Raw genomic sequence first — 14521 nt, 5'->3', positions numbered from 1 at the left:
CCGCTCAGCGCGCCAGGCGAGTCAGCTCCTCGGCCTGGCGCGCCTGAGCTGCATTTTGCGTCTCGCGAGATAAAAGCCAGCCCTCGGGCTGGCTTTTTTTTGTTCAGATCATTACAGCGTGGGAAATACACCAGCCCTTGCTGGCCACCGCCTTGCCCGGGAACAGCTGGCAGGGGCCCCAGGCGGCCGCGGCCTTGCCCTGGTAGAAGTTGCAGTTCATGCAGGCGTCGCCGGGCGCCTTCTTGCCGGCTGCCTTGGCACCGTCCTCGGTGTACTTGAGGGCCGAGGCCGTCGGATCGGAGGGCGAGAGGTGCGGCAGATCCTGGGCCTGGGCCATGCGCGGCAAGGTGCCGAGCACGCTGGCAACAGCAACGCCGCCGGCGGCGACCTTGAGGAACCGGCGACGCCCCTCAACATTCTTATCGTGTTCCGACATGGGTAAAACCTCCGTCGATGGTGATCCGGCGCGTATCTTGGCCGGTGCTGACCGAAATCGTACCCGGTCGGGGAAAATGGAGTGGTTCCCATTATCGCGGGAGCCGGTTTGCCCCCGTGGTATATTCGCCCCCTGTTTGGACGTCCAAATCCCATGTCGAAGACCTTGTCCCACATCGATCCCACCCTGCTGGCCGAGCGTGCCGACGCCATTGCCGACGCCRCACGCGAGCTGGCTGCTTTTGGCTGGACGCCGGCGACAAGCAGCAATTTCTCGATGCGCCTCGACAACGACCTGGCCGCCATCACGATTTCGGGGCGTGACAAGGGCCGTCTCGGCCGCGACGACATCATGGTCGTGGACATGGACGGTAAGGCGGTCGGCTCGGACAACCGCCCGTCCGCCGAAACCGGCCTCCACACCCAGATTTATCGCCGATTTCCGCAGGCCAACGCGGTACTGCACACCCACTCGCGAACGCAGAGCGTCGCCTCGCGGCTGTTCGCCGCGGAAGGTCGCGTGCACCTGGAGGGCTGGGAGCTGCAGAAGGCGATTTCCGGTTACACCACGCACGAAAGCGTGCTCGATATTCCCGTCTTCCCCAATACACAGCACATGCCCGAACTGGAGGCCCAGGTCGACGCCTGGATCGACAGCGGCAAACCGCTGTACGCCTATCTGATCAATGGCCACGGCATCTACACCTGGGGTCGCGACATGGCGGAAACCCGCCGCCATCTCGAGGCACTGGAGTTCCTGCTGGGCTGCGAACTCGACCTGAGGAGGCTTTCCCCATGAGCCGTCTGCGTATCTATGACGACAACCAGCACGACGCCCCTGTCGCCGTGCATACCGACCACGCTGCCATCGCCACCGCCCTCAACGCGGTAGGTGTTCGCTTCGAACAGTGGGAGGCCAACCAGCCGATCGCGCCGGGCGCCACGCAGGACGAGGTCATCGAGGCCTATCGTGCGGACATCGATCGCCTGATGGCCGAGAACGGCTACCGGTCGGTCGACGTGATCAGCCTCAAGCCGGACAACCCGGATCGGGCAACCTTCCGCCAGAAGTTCCTCAACGAGCACACGCACAGCGAGGACGAAGTGCGCTTCTTCGTCGCCGGTGCCGGTCAGTTCACCCTGCACATCGACGGCCGGGTCTACGAGGTGCTGTGCGAAAAAGGCGACCTCATCGGCGTCCCCGATGGCACGCCGCACTGGTTCGACATGAGCGAATCGCCCTACTTTGTGGCCATTCGCCTGTTTACCAACACCGAGGGCTGGGTCGCGAGCTTCACCGGCGAGGACATCGCCGAGCGTTTCCCGCGCATGAACCCGCACCCGTCGGCGGCGGAAACCGCGACGTCCTGACTCGAGCGAGGCGAGCGCTCAGGCCCAAACCAGCTCGCCTACCACGTCGCGGATGACCTGCGCGAGGTGGCCGACGGCCTCCGGCGCACCCGCGCCGCGATCAATCAGATGAATATCCGCCCAGGGCAGCGCCGGCAGATCCCATGACGCGCTGGCCGTCTTCAGTGACGCCGGCACATGCAGCGACGTCCGCGGTACCACGCCCAATCCCGCCTCGGCAGCGGCCCACAACGCCGAGACACTCCCGCTGGTCAGCACGAGTCGCCACGCGCGGCCTGCGCGGTCCAGGGCGTCGATGGCGATCTTGCGGAAGCCACACGGTGGGTCGAGGACGAGCAGTGGAACCGGGTCGCTTGGCGCGAGCTCCAGCGAGGGATGCGCAAACCAGCTCACCGGCATGGCCGCGAGCGGCGGGGTGACATGTCCCGGCAAGGCACCAAAGGTCAGGGCGAGGTCCAGCTCGTCGGCCATCACGGCACGCGCCAGCCGCTCACTGCGGTCGACCCGAAGTTCGACGCGCAGCAACGTGTGCGCGCGGCCGAAGCGTGCGAGGGCCTGGGTCAGGCCGCCTTGCGCGAAGTCCTGGGGCATGCCGAAGCGCACCGCGCCCTCGAGCCCGGAGGCGCCAACGGCAAGGACCGCCTCGTCGTTGAGCGCGAGCAGTCGCCGCGCATAGCCCAACAACAATTCGCCTTCTTCCGTCAGCGCCAGGGTCCTGCCGGTCTTGCGGAACAAAGGTTTGCCGATCCGCTCCTCCAGGCCGCGAAGCTGCAGGCTGATGGCGCCGGGCGTCCGATGCAGGTACTGCGCCGCCTTGCCGAAGCCGCCGAGGTCCACAGCCATCGCCAGGGCTCGCAGGGCGGAAAGGTCGAGGAGCATACGTTAACCTTGCTAATGCTTTCGTTTGGAATGTTTCGATATTAGCGCGGTATGGATCTGCCTAAGCTGCTAGCCATCCTTGTGATGGCTCAGCCGATGATCGCGATGCAGTACCGCTTCGACTTTCCTGGATCGATGGACATGGCCGCCATCCACCGACGCGTCGTTGAAAAAGGACCGGGGTTCGATGGGCTGGCTGGCCTGGAGCAGAAGGCCTTTCTCGTATCGGACGCCGCGCTCGGAGAGCCGAACCGCTACGCGCCGTTCTACCTCTGGCGCTCGGCCACCGGCATGCGCGAGTTCCTGCTTTCCGATGCTTTCGCCGCGGTGTGCGACGCGTTCGGGAGGCCCGAGGTCGTCACATGGACCCTGCTGCGGGCTCGCCAGCTCGACACGAGCCAGCCGCCGGCCTACGCGACCCAGGAAACGACGCCCATTCCGCCCGGCGCGAGTCGCCGGACACTCCGCGAGCTGGCGCTGGCCGCCGCCTATCCGCGCGACGGACTTCACTCGTCGATCGTCGCCATCGATCCGCAAGGCTGGCGGGTCACGCGCGTGCTGCTCTGGCACGCGCTCCCCGAACCGGCGGCGGGCGTCGACACCTGGCACGTCCCCTACCTGGCGACGCGTCGATGAAGCGCTTTGCTCTCGGCGTTACCCTCGGCGTTGTCGTTGGCTTCGGCCTCACCTTCGGCCTGTCAGCCGCTGCCGTCACTGCGCCCGCCGAGGCGACAGCGCGGCCGGATGGCCTCGGTCAGCACGCCTCGACGGCAGCGGACCTGGCGGCGATCGCCGCCGTGCTCGACCGCTACACCCAATGTGTGACGGCAGGCGACGAAACGGGCTTCAGGGCGCTCCTGCTCGACGATGACATCCCGTTCTCGGCGATTCCGCCGGGTCGCTCCATCGGGGACATGACGACGGTGAACCTGCGCCGCTACGCCGGTTTCCGCGACGCGGTGTTCCGTAGCGGGCAACGTTTCCAGCAGAGCTTCCACAACGTGCGCATCGCCCAGGACGGGCCGCTCGCACAGGCATCGCTGGACTTCGTCACCCGCAGCGGTCACGGCGGCAGCGCCGGCTGGAAGGTGCTGCAGCTGGTGAAGACACCCGATGGCTGGAAGATCGCCAGTGAGTTGTTCACCGTACGATCCCTGCGCTGACGCCCGGCCGTTTCGTCTGCCGGCGCCGTCGTTTATCCTGCGGAGTCTCCCCGCTCCCCAGGCTGTCCCTCATGTCCGATATCCGCGCCGTCCTCACCGACATCGAGGGCACCACCAGCTCGATCGACTTCGTCAAGGACGTGCTGTTTCCGTACGCCCGCAAGCATCTGCCCGCCTACGTCGAGACGCATACCGACGAAGCCGAGGTACAGCACTGGCTTCACGAGGCGGCCAAGGAGGCGGGTATCGTGGAAGCCTCGCGTGGCGAGATCATCGACCTGCTGATCCGCTGGATCGACGAAGACCGCAAGTCGACGGCACTGAAGGCCTTGCAAGGGCTGATCTGGCGCGAGGGCTACGAGTCCGGCGTCTTCACCTCGCACATGTATGCCGAGGTGCCCGCGCGTCTGCGCGCCTGGCACGACGGGGGCCTCAAGCTCTACGTTTATTCCTCGGGCTCGATCGCTGCGCAGAAGCTGCTGTTCGGCTTCACCGAGGTGGGCGACCTTACGCCCCTCTTCACCGACTACTTCGACACCCAGACCGGGCACAAGCGCGAGACGGCTTCGTACCGGAAGATCGCCGACGCCATCGGTTTGCCGCCTGGCCAGGTGTTGTTCCTCTCCGACATCAAAGAGGAACTGGACGCCGCACGCGAGGCGGGCATGCGGACCATCCAACTGGTACGGCCGCCGCAGGCGCTGACGGATGCCGGCCATCCTACCGTGGCGGACTTCGATGCCATCACGCCCTGATTCGGGTCGGCGGACGCCGATCTATGTGTTTGCCGCGTTCATTGCCGGCGCGCTGCTTACCGTCGGTGTGCTGCGCTCGGGCTACTGGCCCTCGACATCGCGCCGCGAGGTTGCCGCGACGACCACTGCCGTGGTGCCGGCGTCAGCCGGCAGCATCGCTCCGGCTAACGGCGGCGCCGCTGTCGATCCCGCGGTCGCCACGAGCACGGCCAGCGACGACGAGTCGGCCGAGCTCGAAGCGAGCGACTGGCCGAACGACGCGCCCACGCCCGAGCAGATCTTCACGGCCCAGCCGGAGGCCTTGCGCAAGGCAGTCGGCGCCCTGGCGCCTCGGACACCGGGCAAAACCAACGTGTACGCGCTGGCGTTCGGCGGCGATGGCTCCGAAGACGTCTTCCGCAACGAGGCGGAGTACGTCGACAGCCTGATCAGCAAGCGGTTCGCCAGTCCGGGCCACACGCTGGTGCTGGAGAACAATCCGGCGACCTTGACGACGCGGCCGCTCGCCAGCTGGACCAACCTCGAAGGCGCCGTCGACGGGCTCGCGAAGGTCATGGATCCACGCGAGGACATCCTCGTCGTCTACGTCGCCACGCACGGCGGCAGCGATCACACGCTGCTGGTGGACATGGACCCGATCCCGCTCGACCAGCTCGACCCGGACGGCCTGGCCCAGATCCTGTCCAAGCATGCCTTCCGCTGGAAGGTGGTCGTGGTGAACGCCTGCTATTCGGGTGGGTTCATCCCGAAGCTGAGTGGACCGGGAAGCCTGGTCATGACCTCGGCCCGCGCGGACCGCACGTCGTTCGGCTGCGGCGTGGATTCGGACATCACGTATTTCGGTCGGGCGTGGCTCGTCGATGGGCTGAATGCGACGCCGGATTTCATCGAGGCTTTCGGCAAGGCGAAGGCCGAGATCGCCGCGTGGGAAACCAAGGATTCGCTGCAAGCCTCGGAGCCGCAGATCGCCATCGGCGACGGGATCGAGGGCAAGCTGGCCGCGTGGCGCAACAGCGTGAAAGCCGGCCCTGCGGTTCCCTTCGAGCCAGCGAGGTAACACATGCTTCGGTAGGAGCCGATTCATCGGCGAATGGGTGCTGGCCACACCCTGGCCCGCTGCCGCGGGATCGCCGATGAATCGGCTCCTACAACGGCGGGGGTCAGGCGGTGGTGTCCAGGGCGAAGCGATCGGCGTCCATCCATGCCGGGAAGCGGTCGCGATGGGCCTTCAGCGGTGCGGGATCCAGCAACACGGTGACGACCTGCTCCTGCGTACCCAGTTCCACCAGGGCTTCGCCCACCGGATCGATCACCGCGCTGTCGCCCGCGTAAGGAAGGTCGTTGCCATCCACGCCGACGCGGTTCACACCGATGACGTAAGCGAGGTTCTCGATCGCACGGGCACGCAGCAAGGTGCGCCACGGGTGGCGTCGCGGCGCCGGCCAGTTGGCCACGAACAGGGCCAGGTCGTAGTCCATGCCGCCGGCGGCTTCCTCGCGGCGACCGTTGCGAAGCCACACCGGGAAGCGCAGGTCGTAGCAGACCTGCGGCAGGATGCGCCAACCCTTCAGCTCGACGATGAGCCGCTCGTTGCCACCGCCGTAGCGGGTGTGCTCGCCGGCCATGCGGAACAGGTGGCGCTTGTCGTAGTAGGCCAGCGAACCGTCCGGCGAGGCCCACAGCAACCGGTTGAATACCGTATCGCCTTCGCGAATGACGAGGCTGCCGGTGAGCGTGGTGTTCACTTCGGTGGCCAGCGCACGCATCCACGCCACGCTGGTACCGTCCATGGTTTCGGCGTTGGCCAGCGTGTCGTTGGTGAAGCCCGAGAGGAAGGTTTCCGGCAGCACGATGAGGTCGCTGGGTGCGGCACTGCGCACCAGGTTGCCGTAGTACTCGCGATTGCCGGCAGCGTCATGCCAGCGCGTCGCGCCCTGGATGAGCGAAACGGTCAGAGTTTGCACAGGAGCTCCGCGGCGGCTTCCATCGTGGCGTCGTTCTTGGCGAAGCACAGCCGGACCAGCCGCGTGTCCGGTGCGCTTTCGTAGAACGGGCTCAGCGGAATCGCGGCGACGCCGCCTTCGCGGACGAGCCACTCGCTGAAGTTGATATCGTCCAGATCGCGGATCGCACTGTAGTCGACGAGCTGGAAGTAGCCGCCCGGAACGTCGAGCAGTTTCAACCGCGACGGCGCGATCAGCTGGCGGAAGCGATCACGCTTGGCCTGATAGAACGCGGGCAGATCGAGGTAATGCTCCGGCGTCGATTCGAGGAATTCGGCGAACGCCCACTGCGCGGGATTGAACGTGCAGAACGTCAGGTACTGGTGCACCTTGCGGAACTCGGCCGTGAGCGCTTTGGGCGCGATGGCGTAACCGACTTTCCAGCCGGTGCAGTGGTAGGTTTTGCCGAACGACGAAACCACGATGCTGCGGGTAGCCAGTTCCTCGTGACGCAGCACGCTCTGGTGCTCCGCACCGTCGAACACGATGTGCTCGTAGACCTCGTCGGACAGCACCACGATGCTGGTGTCACGCACGATGGCGGCGAGTTCGTCCAGGTCCGCGCGCGACAGCACGGCGCCCGACGGATTGTGCGGCGAATTGATCAGGATCATGCGCGTCTTCGGCGTCACGGCGTCGCGCACGCGCTGCCAGTCGATCGCAAAGGTGGGCAGCGTCAGCGGGATATGCACCGCGGTGGCGCCCTGCAGCTCAATCGCCGGCTCGTAGCTGTCGTAGCATGGGTCGAAAACGATGACTTCCTCCCCTGCCCTCACCACGGCGGCGATGGCGGAGAACAAGGCTTCGGTCGCACCCGAGGTGACCGTCACCTCGGTGTCCGGACTCACCCGATGGCCGTACAGGCGCTCGGTTTTCGCGGCGATCTGCTCGCGCAGCTTGGGGATGCCGATGCCCGGGGCGTATTGGTTCTTGCCCTCGGCCATGGCCCGCGTGATCGCCTCGCGCAACGGCGCCGGCGGCTCGAAATCAGGAAAACCCTGGCCCAGATTGACCGCCTTGTGTTCCAGCGCGAGCTGGCTCATGACGCTGAAGATAGTCGTGCCGACCTTGGGAAGCTTGGTTTCGAGCTGCATCGAACATCCTTACTCGTTTGGACGGCCAAACGTGGCCGAAGGGCTCGATCCTAACATGCGGGCCATGGTGATCGCTGCCGCCTTGCTGGGGTCGGCGGCGACCTTGTCGCAGTCCTTGTGGAACTCCGCCTGCGCCTTGGGCAGGCGGTCGGCAAGGAAGTCGACGAAGCTACGGATGGCCGGCAACAGGCCCCGGCGGCTCGGGTAGACGAAGTGGAGGGTACCCTGGGCCGTGGTGTACTCGGGCAGGACCCACTCCAGCTGACCGCTGGAGATCAGCGGGCCGCAATAATCCTCCGGCAACAGCGCGACACCGCAACACTGCACGGCAGCGGCGATCAGCACCGTGAAATCGCCGCTGACCAGCCGCGGCTTGACCTCGACCGCCGCCTTCTTGCCGTTGGAATCGACCAGTTCCCACACCTGGGCGCCTTCGTGCTCGTACATCGACAGGGCGGGCAGCGCCGCCAGTTCGTCGAGCGTCTTCGGGCGTCCGTTGCTGTCGAGGAACTTCGGGCTTGCGACCAGCAGGTTGCGCGCGTAGCCGATGCTGCGCAGAACGAGCGTGGCGTCCGTGTCGAGCTTCTCGCGGACGCGGATCGCGACGTCGAAGGCCTCGCCGATGACGTCGACACGGCGGTTCGTCGCGGTGACACGCACCTGGACCTTGGGATGTTCGAGCAGGAAGGCCGGCAGCATCGGACCGAGCACGTTCTGCGCCAGCGAGACGGGACAGCTCACGCGGACGATGCCGCGGGGCTCGGTGCGCAGCTCGTCCACGGCGTCCTGGGCGGCGCGCGCCTCTTCCAGCACGGCCCGGCAATGGGCGTAGAAGCGTTCGCCGATCTCAGTGACGACGAAACGGCGCGTTGTCCGCTGGAGCAGCCGGACCCCGAGGCGATCCTCGAGCTGGGCGATACGCTTGCTCAGGCGGGACTTGGGGATACCCAGGGCGCGGCCGGCCGCCGAGAACCCGCCGTGCTCGACCACCGAGGCGAAGAAGTAGAGATCGTTAAGGTCTTGCAGCGCGCCGTCCATCGGGCATCCGTCGTTTCTGATTCGAAACAATGAGTCTACTCCAGGCGGGCTAATCAGGCGATTGTCGCCGGCGTATCGTTTCCCCCGTGCCGCGACCTGCGGTTTACGACTGAGGAACACCCATGAAACTCCTGCATCTCGATGCCAGCGCGCTCGGCGCCTACTCCGTTTCCCGCGGCCTGACGGCAGCGATCGTGGCGGAGTTCGTCCAGAACCATCCGGGCGTCGAAGTCACCTACCGTGATCTCCATGCCGCCCCGCTTGGTCACTGGGGCCTGCCGGCCGGCGAAAACGATCCGGCCGCCGCCGAAAGCGCCGCTGTGCTTGAGGAGTTTCTTGCCGCCGACGTGGTCGTCATCGGCGCGCCGATGTACAACTTCAGCATCACCAGCTCGCTGAAGGCCTGGATCGACCGCATTACGGTCGCCGGCAAGACCTTCCAGTACACCGCGAACGGCCCGGAAGGCCTGGCAGGCGGCAAGCGCGTGGTCATCGCATCGTCGCGTGGTGGCGTCTACAGCCAGGGCGCACCCGCCGCCGGCATGGACTTCCAGGAACCCTACCTGCGTGCCATCTTCGGCTTCCTCGGTGTCACCGACATCGAATTCGTCCGCGCCGAGGGCGTCGCCATGAGCGACGACCACAAGGCCAAGGCCGTCGGTGGCGCGATCGCTTCGATCGGTGCCGTCATCCGCAAGGCAGCCTGATTGCTTTGCTCTGATTCATCGGCGATCCCGCGGCAGCGGGCAAGGGTGAGGCAAGCACCTGATCGCCGATGAATCGGCTCCTACAGAGAGCGTCATGATTGAGACCCTGATCAGGAGCCCTGCTTGCCGGGCTTCTGATCGGGGTTGTTCTGTGATTCCTTCGGGTGTCCTTCCCCGGGAACCTTGGGCTTGCCCTGCGAAGGCTTCAGGTTTTCTTCGCGATAGCCGGATGTCGGCTGGTCTTTCTTGTCGTCAGTCATCTTGCTCTCCTGCGTCTTGTCATTGCCGTTGCTGGCAGGCCGCGTGGCCACACTCGCAGGCGCCTCCGACGTTCTGGCTTTCGGCCGCCATGCGGCAGCTCTCGCTGCAGAAGTCACGCGACACGGGAATCTGGCAATTACACCCGTCGTGGTCGCAGGGTTTGGTCGCCTCGCTCATGTCTCGTCTCCTCGCGCTTGAAAGAAGTCAGGTGAGCGTGCGCGGGTCGCCGTCTATTTTTCGTTACCGCGCGGCGAATCGGGTGCTGCGTCTTGCCCTGCCCAGCCGTGGGCCTCGACCAGCAGGCCACTGAGACTTCGCACGTCCTGCAGATTGTGCGCGGCGACACGCACGAGATCGCCCGACGAACCGCCACGAAGATAGGTCAGCCACGCACGAGGCGCCTCCGAACCCGGCAGGTCGTCCTCGCGCACGATCCGCAGCAGGTGTCGTTCCGCCGTCTGCATCTTGCAGTTCTCCCACACCTGGCGGTAGCGCCGACGCATGGGATGCAACAGGTCGACGTGCATCAACCCGGCGAGCGGGTTGTTCATGCGTGCGAGTCGATAGCGCGTCGCCAATAACGGCGCGTCGTAGGATTTTCCGTTGTAGCTGACGAGCACGGTATCCGCGTCGACCCACCCGGCGAACGCCTTCAACATGTCGCTTTCGGCCGCCATGGTGGTGATATAGACCTGACGCACGCGCAGCCCACCGTCATGCCAATCCGCTGCGCCGATCATGAAAGCACGCGTGCCGGTCCCGCCGGCGAGGCCGGTCGTTTCGGTATCGAAATGCAGCAGGTGTTCGCGACGGGCGCTGGTCAGGCGTGCGAAGGTGAGATCGAGTTCCGCGGGGGCGTCCGGCCACGCGTAGCGTTGTTCGAGGTAGCGCAGGCCCGGAGCGATCTCTTCGCCCGGAACGTCACGGCTGAAGGTGCGCGGCGGCAGGCGCGGCTGGCCGAGCCGTTCGCGTACACCGGCCATGCGGCGGAGCGCAGCGAGGTCGACGGCGAGTTTGTTGGAGGACGGTTCGCCAGAGACGCCCCTGGCGCTCGGTAGGAGCCGATTTATCGGCGATCCCTGCGGAGCGAGGCCAGCCCCTTTCGCCGATGAATCGGCTCCTACGACAGCCTGCGTTCCGCCTGTCTGAGCGGGTTTTCCGCCGGCTTGGCGGCGGAGGGCGGCCAGGCGTGAGGCGAGGTCAGTCACGCGCCAGCACCGAGCAGGCGGAGGACGCGGGCCGCGAGTGCGCGGGGTGTGACGTCGCGATGCTCGTCGGCGGCGAGGACGGGACCGACGCAGGCGGGGCAGCCGGCCTTGCACTCGCAGCTTTCGACGGTGGCGAGTGCATGGGTGAGCAGTTCGGTGGCGCGCAGGAACAGCGGCTCGCTGAGACCGACGCCTCCTGGGAAGTTGTCGTAGAGGTAAACCGTCGGCAGGAAGCGGTCGAGTGCATCGGCCAACGCCAGACCGCCATCCGGTGCGCGAATCTGACCGCGCCCCGTGGCGTCCACCTGGGCCGACCAGCCGCCGTCGCCCGAGCCCACCGCCTTCTGCAGATCGCGCGGCTCGGCCATCACCGCGACGACGGCCGCCGTGTGCAGGGCATACGCCGCACCGAGGAATCCATCGAGCGCGTGCTGGCGCGAACGGAAGGCCTCGTCGAGCACGCTCTGCGGCAACTGCCACCACACCGCGGTGGAATGCAGTTCCTGGTCAGGCAGGTTGACCGGTCCGTAGCCGATGTTTTCGTGCGTGTAATACCGGATCTTCTTGTAGCCGGACACACGACGCACCACGTGTACCTCGCCGTGGCGGGCGCTTCCCTCGCCCGAGGTGCTGCCGTCGAAGCACTCCAGTTCCTTCAGCTTGGTGTAGTCGATGGCATCCGTGTAGTAGTCGACGCGGGTGCGCGTGCAAYACGCCTTGCGCCCTTCCCAATCGAGTTTCTCGACCTGGTAGGGCACCGACTGGATCATGTGGATCGCGCCTTCGTACAGCGTCAACGCCGCGGCTGAGTAATCCACTTCGGCGATGATCGCCTGCCGTCCGTCGGTGCGATCGACGACGACGAAGTTGCCATCGGCCACGGAGCGCAGGCTCACGGCATTGGCCGGGTAGCTGTCGGCGATCCACTCCCAACGGTCGCCCTCCTGGTGCAGCACTTCGGCCTCGGCGAGCACCTGCAAATACGGGCCAGCGTCGTCGGGGCCGAAGGCATCGCCGGCGATGAAGGGCAGTTCGAAGGCCGCACAACGGATGTGGTCGAGCAGGATCAGGGGCTGGTCGGGCTGGATGCGGGCCTGCTCAGGCGTTGCCTCGGTGAGGAAGGCCGGGTGGCGCATCAGGTACTGGTCGAGCGGCGCGCTGGTGGCGACGAGCACGCCGAGCGAGGGCTGCTGCCGTCGCCCTGCCCGGCCGAAACGCTGCCAGGTGGCGGCGATCGATCCCGGATAGCCATTGAGCACCACCGCGTCGAGGCTGCCGATGTCGACACCCAGTTCGAGCGCCGAGGTGGAGACGATGCCGTCGACGGCGCCGGCACGCATGGCGCGCTCCACCTCGCGTCGCTCGGTGGGCAGGTAACCGCCACGGTACGCACGGATACGGGCCGGCAGCCGCGTATCGTGATCGAAAACATCCTTGAGGTACTTGGTCAGGACCTCGACCATCAGTCGCGACTGCGCGAAGACCAGCGTTTTCATCTTCGCCTTGATCGCCACGCGTGCGATCAGGTTGGTCTGTGAGCGTGCCGACGCGCGCAGCCCGAGATCCGGATTGATGACCGGTGGATTCCACAGCAGGATGTGCTTGTCGCCACTGGGCGCGCCACTGTGCGTGATGGTGACGACCTCGTCCTCGATCAGCGCCTGCGCATGCTCGGTGGCATTGCCGATGGTGGCCGAGCAGAGGATGAACTGCGGGGTGACGCCGTAGAAGGCACAGATCCGCCTGAGCCTCCGCAGCACGTTGGCCAAGTGCGAGCCGAACACCCCGCGATAGGTATGGATTTCGTCGATCACCACGTAACGCAGGTTCTCGAAGAACTGCGCCCACTTCGTGTGATGGGGAAGGATCGCCTGATGGAGCATGTCGGGATTGCTGACCACCACGTCGCCGTGTAGCCGGATGGCCTGACGGGCGTCGCCGGGCGTGTCGCCGTCGAAGGTGAAGGCTTTCACGCCGAGGTCACCGGCCCGGTTGAGCTCGAGCAGTTCGGCGACCTGATCCTGCGCCAGCGCCTTGGTCGGAAACAGGTACAGGGCCTTGGCCCCGGCCTCCAGCACCGACGCGATCACCGGCAAGGTGTAGCAGAGCGTCTTGCCCGAGGCCGTCGGTGTCGAGACCAGGACGTTCCGGCCCGAGCGGGCAGCCTCCCAGGCTTCCTGCTGATGGCTGTAGAGGCGCTCGATGCCGTGCGCGGTCAGCGCTTTGGACAGGCCGGCAGGCAGGTCGTCGGGGAGCGGGACGAACTGGCCTTCCCGGCCGAAGACGGTAAATGCCGTCGCGACACGATCGCTGTACTTGACGCTGAGTCGCCGGGCCAGCGTGCTGCCGTCATGGCTGACCGCCAGGGCGGAATCCGCCTCATCGGTGAGGCGGGCTTTGAGGTAGGCAGCCATGGCGGCATCCGGGAGACAGGGGCGCCTGTTATCGCGCCCGGCGGTCTCACATCCTGCGACGCCTGCCGAAAAGGCCTAGAGCGTCGCGCTATCGGCCACGCGCCAGACGCCTGCCTCGTCTTCCACCTTGATCGCCGCTTCGTGCCCGGGCAGGTTCTGGATCGACGCCGTGAGCGCGAGCGCGTGGCGTACGGCCTCGTCGCGGGTAGGAAACTGACCGACCAGCTCGGCATTGCGGCGCAGGGTCCATTGACCGTGTGCCGACGCGTTGAAGGGAACGTAGAGGATCGTGCGCTGCAAGGATGACACTCCGCCGGAAGAAGACCGGCGGCCCTCATGCAGGCGAAGCTAGGTGGGAGGTCGTCGCGGAGGCGTTACGACGAGGTCGGCGCCCTGGTCACGTCAACCAGTATACGTTCGGCGCGCCACATCGAGCCAGTCGGCGTGGCTCATGCCTCGCTCCATCGCGGCGTCGACCGCCACGCGTTCGTCGTCGAATTCCTCGAGTAGCGTGATCATGACGAAATCACGCGGGCCCGCATGCAGGGCGGGCTCGACGATGTAGGCAGCTTTCCAGACGCCCGAGGGTGCCCGCAGCGTGCGTACTTCCACCGAATACTGGCCAACGGTTCGACGATGCACGATGCAGCTCCAACCTGGGCGGTGTGCCTCGATTCTTACGCCCTCGCGACCAGGAAGACAAGTCGCGTCACGCTTTGGGCGGTGCCTGCGCTGCCAGGCCGTCGCCGCTGGCGGGGATGGAGAAGGTTTTCGTCTCGCCCTGGCCCACGGTGGCATCGGCATCGAGTCGTTCGCCGTTGCAAGCGCCATGCGTGTAGACGCTGAGCTTGCGCGTGCCCGACGGGACGTGGAGCACCAGCTGTTGCCCAATTTCCATATCCGCGACCATCTTGTCGTCCAGATAGATGGCACTGGAGCAACCCGCGCCCCAGAGACCCTGCTCACGCACCACATTGAGCGTGGCATCGCCGTCGGCCGCGTCCTGGTTGGAGAACGTGGTGCTCGAGAGCACGTCGTGGATGCCGACGTGACGCTGGTTCTGGGTAGCGCAGCCGGCGAGCAGCACGACACCGGCAAAGGCGAGATAACGCATGGGGATGGCTCCACGGGGAATGTGAAGAGCATTGGTTTCCGACCGTGCACGATCTGTGAAAGCACGGGCTCCGCCGCGT

At 66.1% G+C, this 14521-nt stretch carries 17 protein-coding genes and 1 pseudogene; 7 read left to right on the top strand and 11 right to left on the bottom strand.

Annotation, left to right across the window (positions count from 1 at the left end):
* Positions 1-103 precede the first annotated feature (103 nt).
* Positions 104-436 carry a high-potential iron-sulfur protein gene (locus AC1DYM_RS04640; protein WP_477336405.1) on the bottom strand — a complete coding sequence of 111 codons (333 nt, stop codon included), beginning with the start codon at positions 434-436 and terminating at the stop codon, positions 104-106.
* A 153-nt stretch (positions 437-589) separates the two neighbouring features.
* Between AC1DYM_RS04640 and AC1DYM_RS04635 the strand changes: the two genes are divergently transcribed.
* Positions 590-1234: a methylthioribulose 1-phosphate dehydratase gene (locus AC1DYM_RS04635; protein WP_477336403.1), complete on the top strand. Its 645-nt coding sequence runs from the start codon at positions 590-592 to the stop codon at positions 1232-1234.
* Positions 1231-1806 (top strand): 1,2-dihydroxy-3-keto-5-methylthiopentene dioxygenase, encoded by a 576-nt coding sequence (locus AC1DYM_RS04630; protein ID WP_477336401.1) that lies wholly within the window; start codon positions 1231-1233, stop codon positions 1804-1806. The genes AC1DYM_RS04635 and AC1DYM_RS04630 overlap by 4 nt, the downstream gene beginning before the upstream one ends.
* Positions 1807-1824: 18 nt before the next feature.
* Here AC1DYM_RS04630 and AC1DYM_RS04625 read toward each other — a convergent pair whose 3' ends face one another.
* Positions 1825-2685: a LysR substrate-binding domain-containing protein gene (locus AC1DYM_RS04625; protein WP_477336399.1), complete on the bottom strand. Its 861-nt coding sequence runs from the start codon at positions 2683-2685 to the stop codon at positions 1825-1827.
* A gap of 51 nt (positions 2686-2736) precedes the next feature.
* Here AC1DYM_RS04625 and AC1DYM_RS04620 point away from each other — a divergent pair, with 51 nt between their 5' ends.
* The 4 genes from AC1DYM_RS04620 (at position 2737) to AC1DYM_RS04605 (ending at position 5660) form a co-directional block, all read left to right on the top strand.
* Positions 2737-3321: a DUF4865 family protein gene (locus tag AC1DYM_RS04620; protein ID WP_477336397.1), complete on the top strand. Its 585-nt coding sequence runs from the start codon at positions 2737-2739 to the stop codon at positions 3319-3321.
* Positions 3318-3848, top strand: a complete 531-nt coding sequence (locus tag AC1DYM_RS04615) for a nuclear transport factor 2 family protein (protein ID WP_477336395.1) — start codon at positions 3318-3320, stop codon at positions 3846-3848. The genes AC1DYM_RS04620 and AC1DYM_RS04615 overlap by 4 nt, the downstream gene beginning before the upstream one ends.
* 71 nt (positions 3849-3919) lie before the next feature.
* Complete coding sequence (mtnC, locus tag AC1DYM_RS04610) at positions 3920-4603, top strand: acireductone synthase (protein ID WP_477336393.1); 684 nt, start codon at positions 3920-3922, stop codon at positions 4601-4603.
* On the top strand, positions 4587-5660 hold the full coding sequence (locus AC1DYM_RS04605; RefSeq protein ID WP_477336391.1) for a C13 family peptidase: 1074 nt from the start codon (positions 4587-4589) through the stop codon (positions 5658-5660). The genes mtnC and AC1DYM_RS04605 overlap by 17 nt, the downstream gene beginning before the upstream one ends.
* Before the next feature lie 103 nt (positions 5661-5763).
* Here the strand turns inward: AC1DYM_RS04605 and AC1DYM_RS04600 are convergent, their stop codons facing one another.
* From AC1DYM_RS04600 to AC1DYM_RS04590, 3 genes are read right to left on the bottom strand one after another with little or no spacing between them, the layout of a single operon-like run.
* The gene (locus tag AC1DYM_RS04600) at positions 5764-6567 is read right to left on the bottom strand and encodes an amidohydrolase (RefSeq protein ID WP_477336389.1); all 804 of its coding nucleotides are present in this window, start codon (positions 6565-6567) and stop codon (positions 5764-5766) included.
* On the bottom strand, positions 6555-7700 hold the full coding sequence (locus tag AC1DYM_RS04595; protein ID WP_477336387.1) for a pyridoxal phosphate-dependent aminotransferase: 1146 nt from the start codon (positions 7698-7700) through the stop codon (positions 6555-6557). Before AC1DYM_RS04595 ends, AC1DYM_RS04600 begins: the two co-directional genes overlap by 13 nt.
* A 9-nt stretch (positions 7701-7709) precedes the next feature.
* Entirely contained in the window at positions 7710-8738 is a 1029-nt protein-coding gene (locus tag AC1DYM_RS04590) for a LysR substrate-binding domain-containing protein (RefSeq protein WP_477336385.1), read from the bottom strand.
* A gap of 122 nt (positions 8739-8860) precedes the next feature.
* On the opposite strand from AC1DYM_RS04590, the gene AC1DYM_RS04585 reads away from it, so the two are divergent.
* Positions 8861-9445, top strand: coding sequence for an FMN-dependent NADH-azoreductase (locus AC1DYM_RS04585; RefSeq protein WP_477336383.1), 585 nt, complete (start codon positions 8861-8863; stop codon positions 9443-9445).
* Positions 9446-9555: 110 nt separating this feature from the next.
* On the opposite strand, the gene AC1DYM_RS04580 is transcribed toward AC1DYM_RS04585, so the two are convergent.
* From AC1DYM_RS04580 to AC1DYM_RS04555, 6 genes and pseudogenes are all read right to left on the bottom strand, one after another.
* Positions 9556-9705: a hypothetical protein gene (locus AC1DYM_RS04580; RefSeq protein WP_477336381.1), complete on the bottom strand. Its 150-nt coding sequence runs from the start codon at positions 9703-9705 to the stop codon at positions 9556-9558.
* A 231-nt stretch (positions 9706-9936) separates the two neighbouring features.
* The gene (locus AC1DYM_RS04575; RefSeq protein ID WP_477336379.1) at positions 9937-10689 is read right to left on the bottom strand and encodes a ribonuclease H-like domain-containing protein; all 753 of its coding nucleotides are present in this window, start codon (positions 10687-10689) and stop codon (positions 9937-9939) included.
* Between the two features lie 236 nt (positions 10690-10925).
* Positions 10926-13328, bottom strand: a pseudogene (locus AC1DYM_RS04570) (DEAD/DEAH box helicase); the annotation flags it as partial.
* 75 nt (positions 13329-13403) lie between these two features.
* On the bottom strand, positions 13404-13628 hold the full coding sequence (locus AC1DYM_RS04565) for a hypothetical protein (protein ID WP_477336377.1): 225 nt from the start codon (positions 13626-13628) through the stop codon (positions 13404-13406).
* 102 nt (positions 13629-13730) lie between these two features.
* A complete protein-coding gene (locus AC1DYM_RS04560; RefSeq protein WP_477336375.1) occupies positions 13731-13970 on the bottom strand; it encodes a hypothetical protein in 240 nt (79 codons plus the stop codon).
* A gap of 67 nt (positions 13971-14037) precedes the next feature.
* Complete coding sequence (locus tag AC1DYM_RS04555; protein WP_477336373.1) at positions 14038-14442, bottom strand: hypothetical protein; 405 nt, start codon at positions 14440-14442, stop codon at positions 14038-14040.
* Between the last annotated feature and the right edge of the window lie 79 nt (positions 14443-14521).

It is taken from the genome of Luteibacter sp. P1_D3 (assembly GCF_056406135.1).
This window is presented reverse-complemented; position numbering and strand designations above follow the sequence as displayed.

Bases quoted from the DNA above. Each gene is read 5' to 3' on its own strand.
- AC1DYM_RS04640 (WP_477336405.1), bottom strand. From the start codon at position 436: ATGTCGGAACACGATAAGAATGTTGAGGGGCGTCGCCGGTTCCTCAAG.
- AC1DYM_RS04630 (WP_477336401.1), top strand. From the start codon at position 1,231: ATGAGCCGTCTGCGTATCTATGACGACAACCAGCACGACGCCCCTGTC.
- AC1DYM_RS04625 (WP_477336399.1), bottom strand. From the start codon at position 2,685: ATGCTCCTCGACCTTTCCGCCCTGCGAGCCCTGGCGATGGCTGTGGAC.
- AC1DYM_RS04620 (WP_477336397.1), top strand. From the start codon at position 2,737: ATGGATCTGCCTAAGCTGCTAGCCATCCTTGTGATGGCTCAGCCGATG.
- AC1DYM_RS04615 (WP_477336395.1), top strand. From the start codon at position 3,318: ATGAAGCGCTTTGCTCTCGGCGTTACCCTCGGCGTTGTCGTTGGCTTC.
- mtnC (WP_477336393.1), top strand. From the start codon at position 3,920: ATGTCCGATATCCGCGCCGTCCTCACCGACATCGAGGGCACCACCAGC.
- AC1DYM_RS04605 (WP_477336391.1), top strand. From the start codon at position 4,587: ATGCCATCACGCCCTGATTCGGGTCGGCGGACGCCGATCTATGTGTTT.
- AC1DYM_RS04595 (WP_477336387.1), bottom strand. From the start codon at position 7,700: ATGCAGCTCGAAACCAAGCTTCCCAAGGTCGGCACGACTATCTTCAGC.
- AC1DYM_RS04590 (WP_477336385.1), bottom strand. From the start codon at position 8,738: ATGGACGGCGCGCTGCAAGACCTTAACGATCTCTACTTCTTCGCCTCG.
- AC1DYM_RS04585 (WP_477336383.1), top strand. From the start codon at position 8,861: ATGAAACTCCTGCATCTCGATGCCAGCGCGCTCGGCGCCTACTCCGTT.
- AC1DYM_RS04580 (WP_477336381.1), bottom strand. From the start codon at position 9,705: ATGACTGACGACAAGAAAGACCAGCCGACATCCGGCTATCGCGAAGAA.
- AC1DYM_RS04575 (WP_477336379.1), bottom strand. From the start codon at position 10,689: ATGGCCGGTGTACGCGAACGGCTCGGCCAGCCGCGCCTGCCGCCGCGC.
- AC1DYM_RS04555 (WP_477336373.1), bottom strand. From the start codon at position 14,442: ATGCGTTATCTCGCCTTTGCCGGTGTCGTGCTGCTCGCCGGCTGCGCT.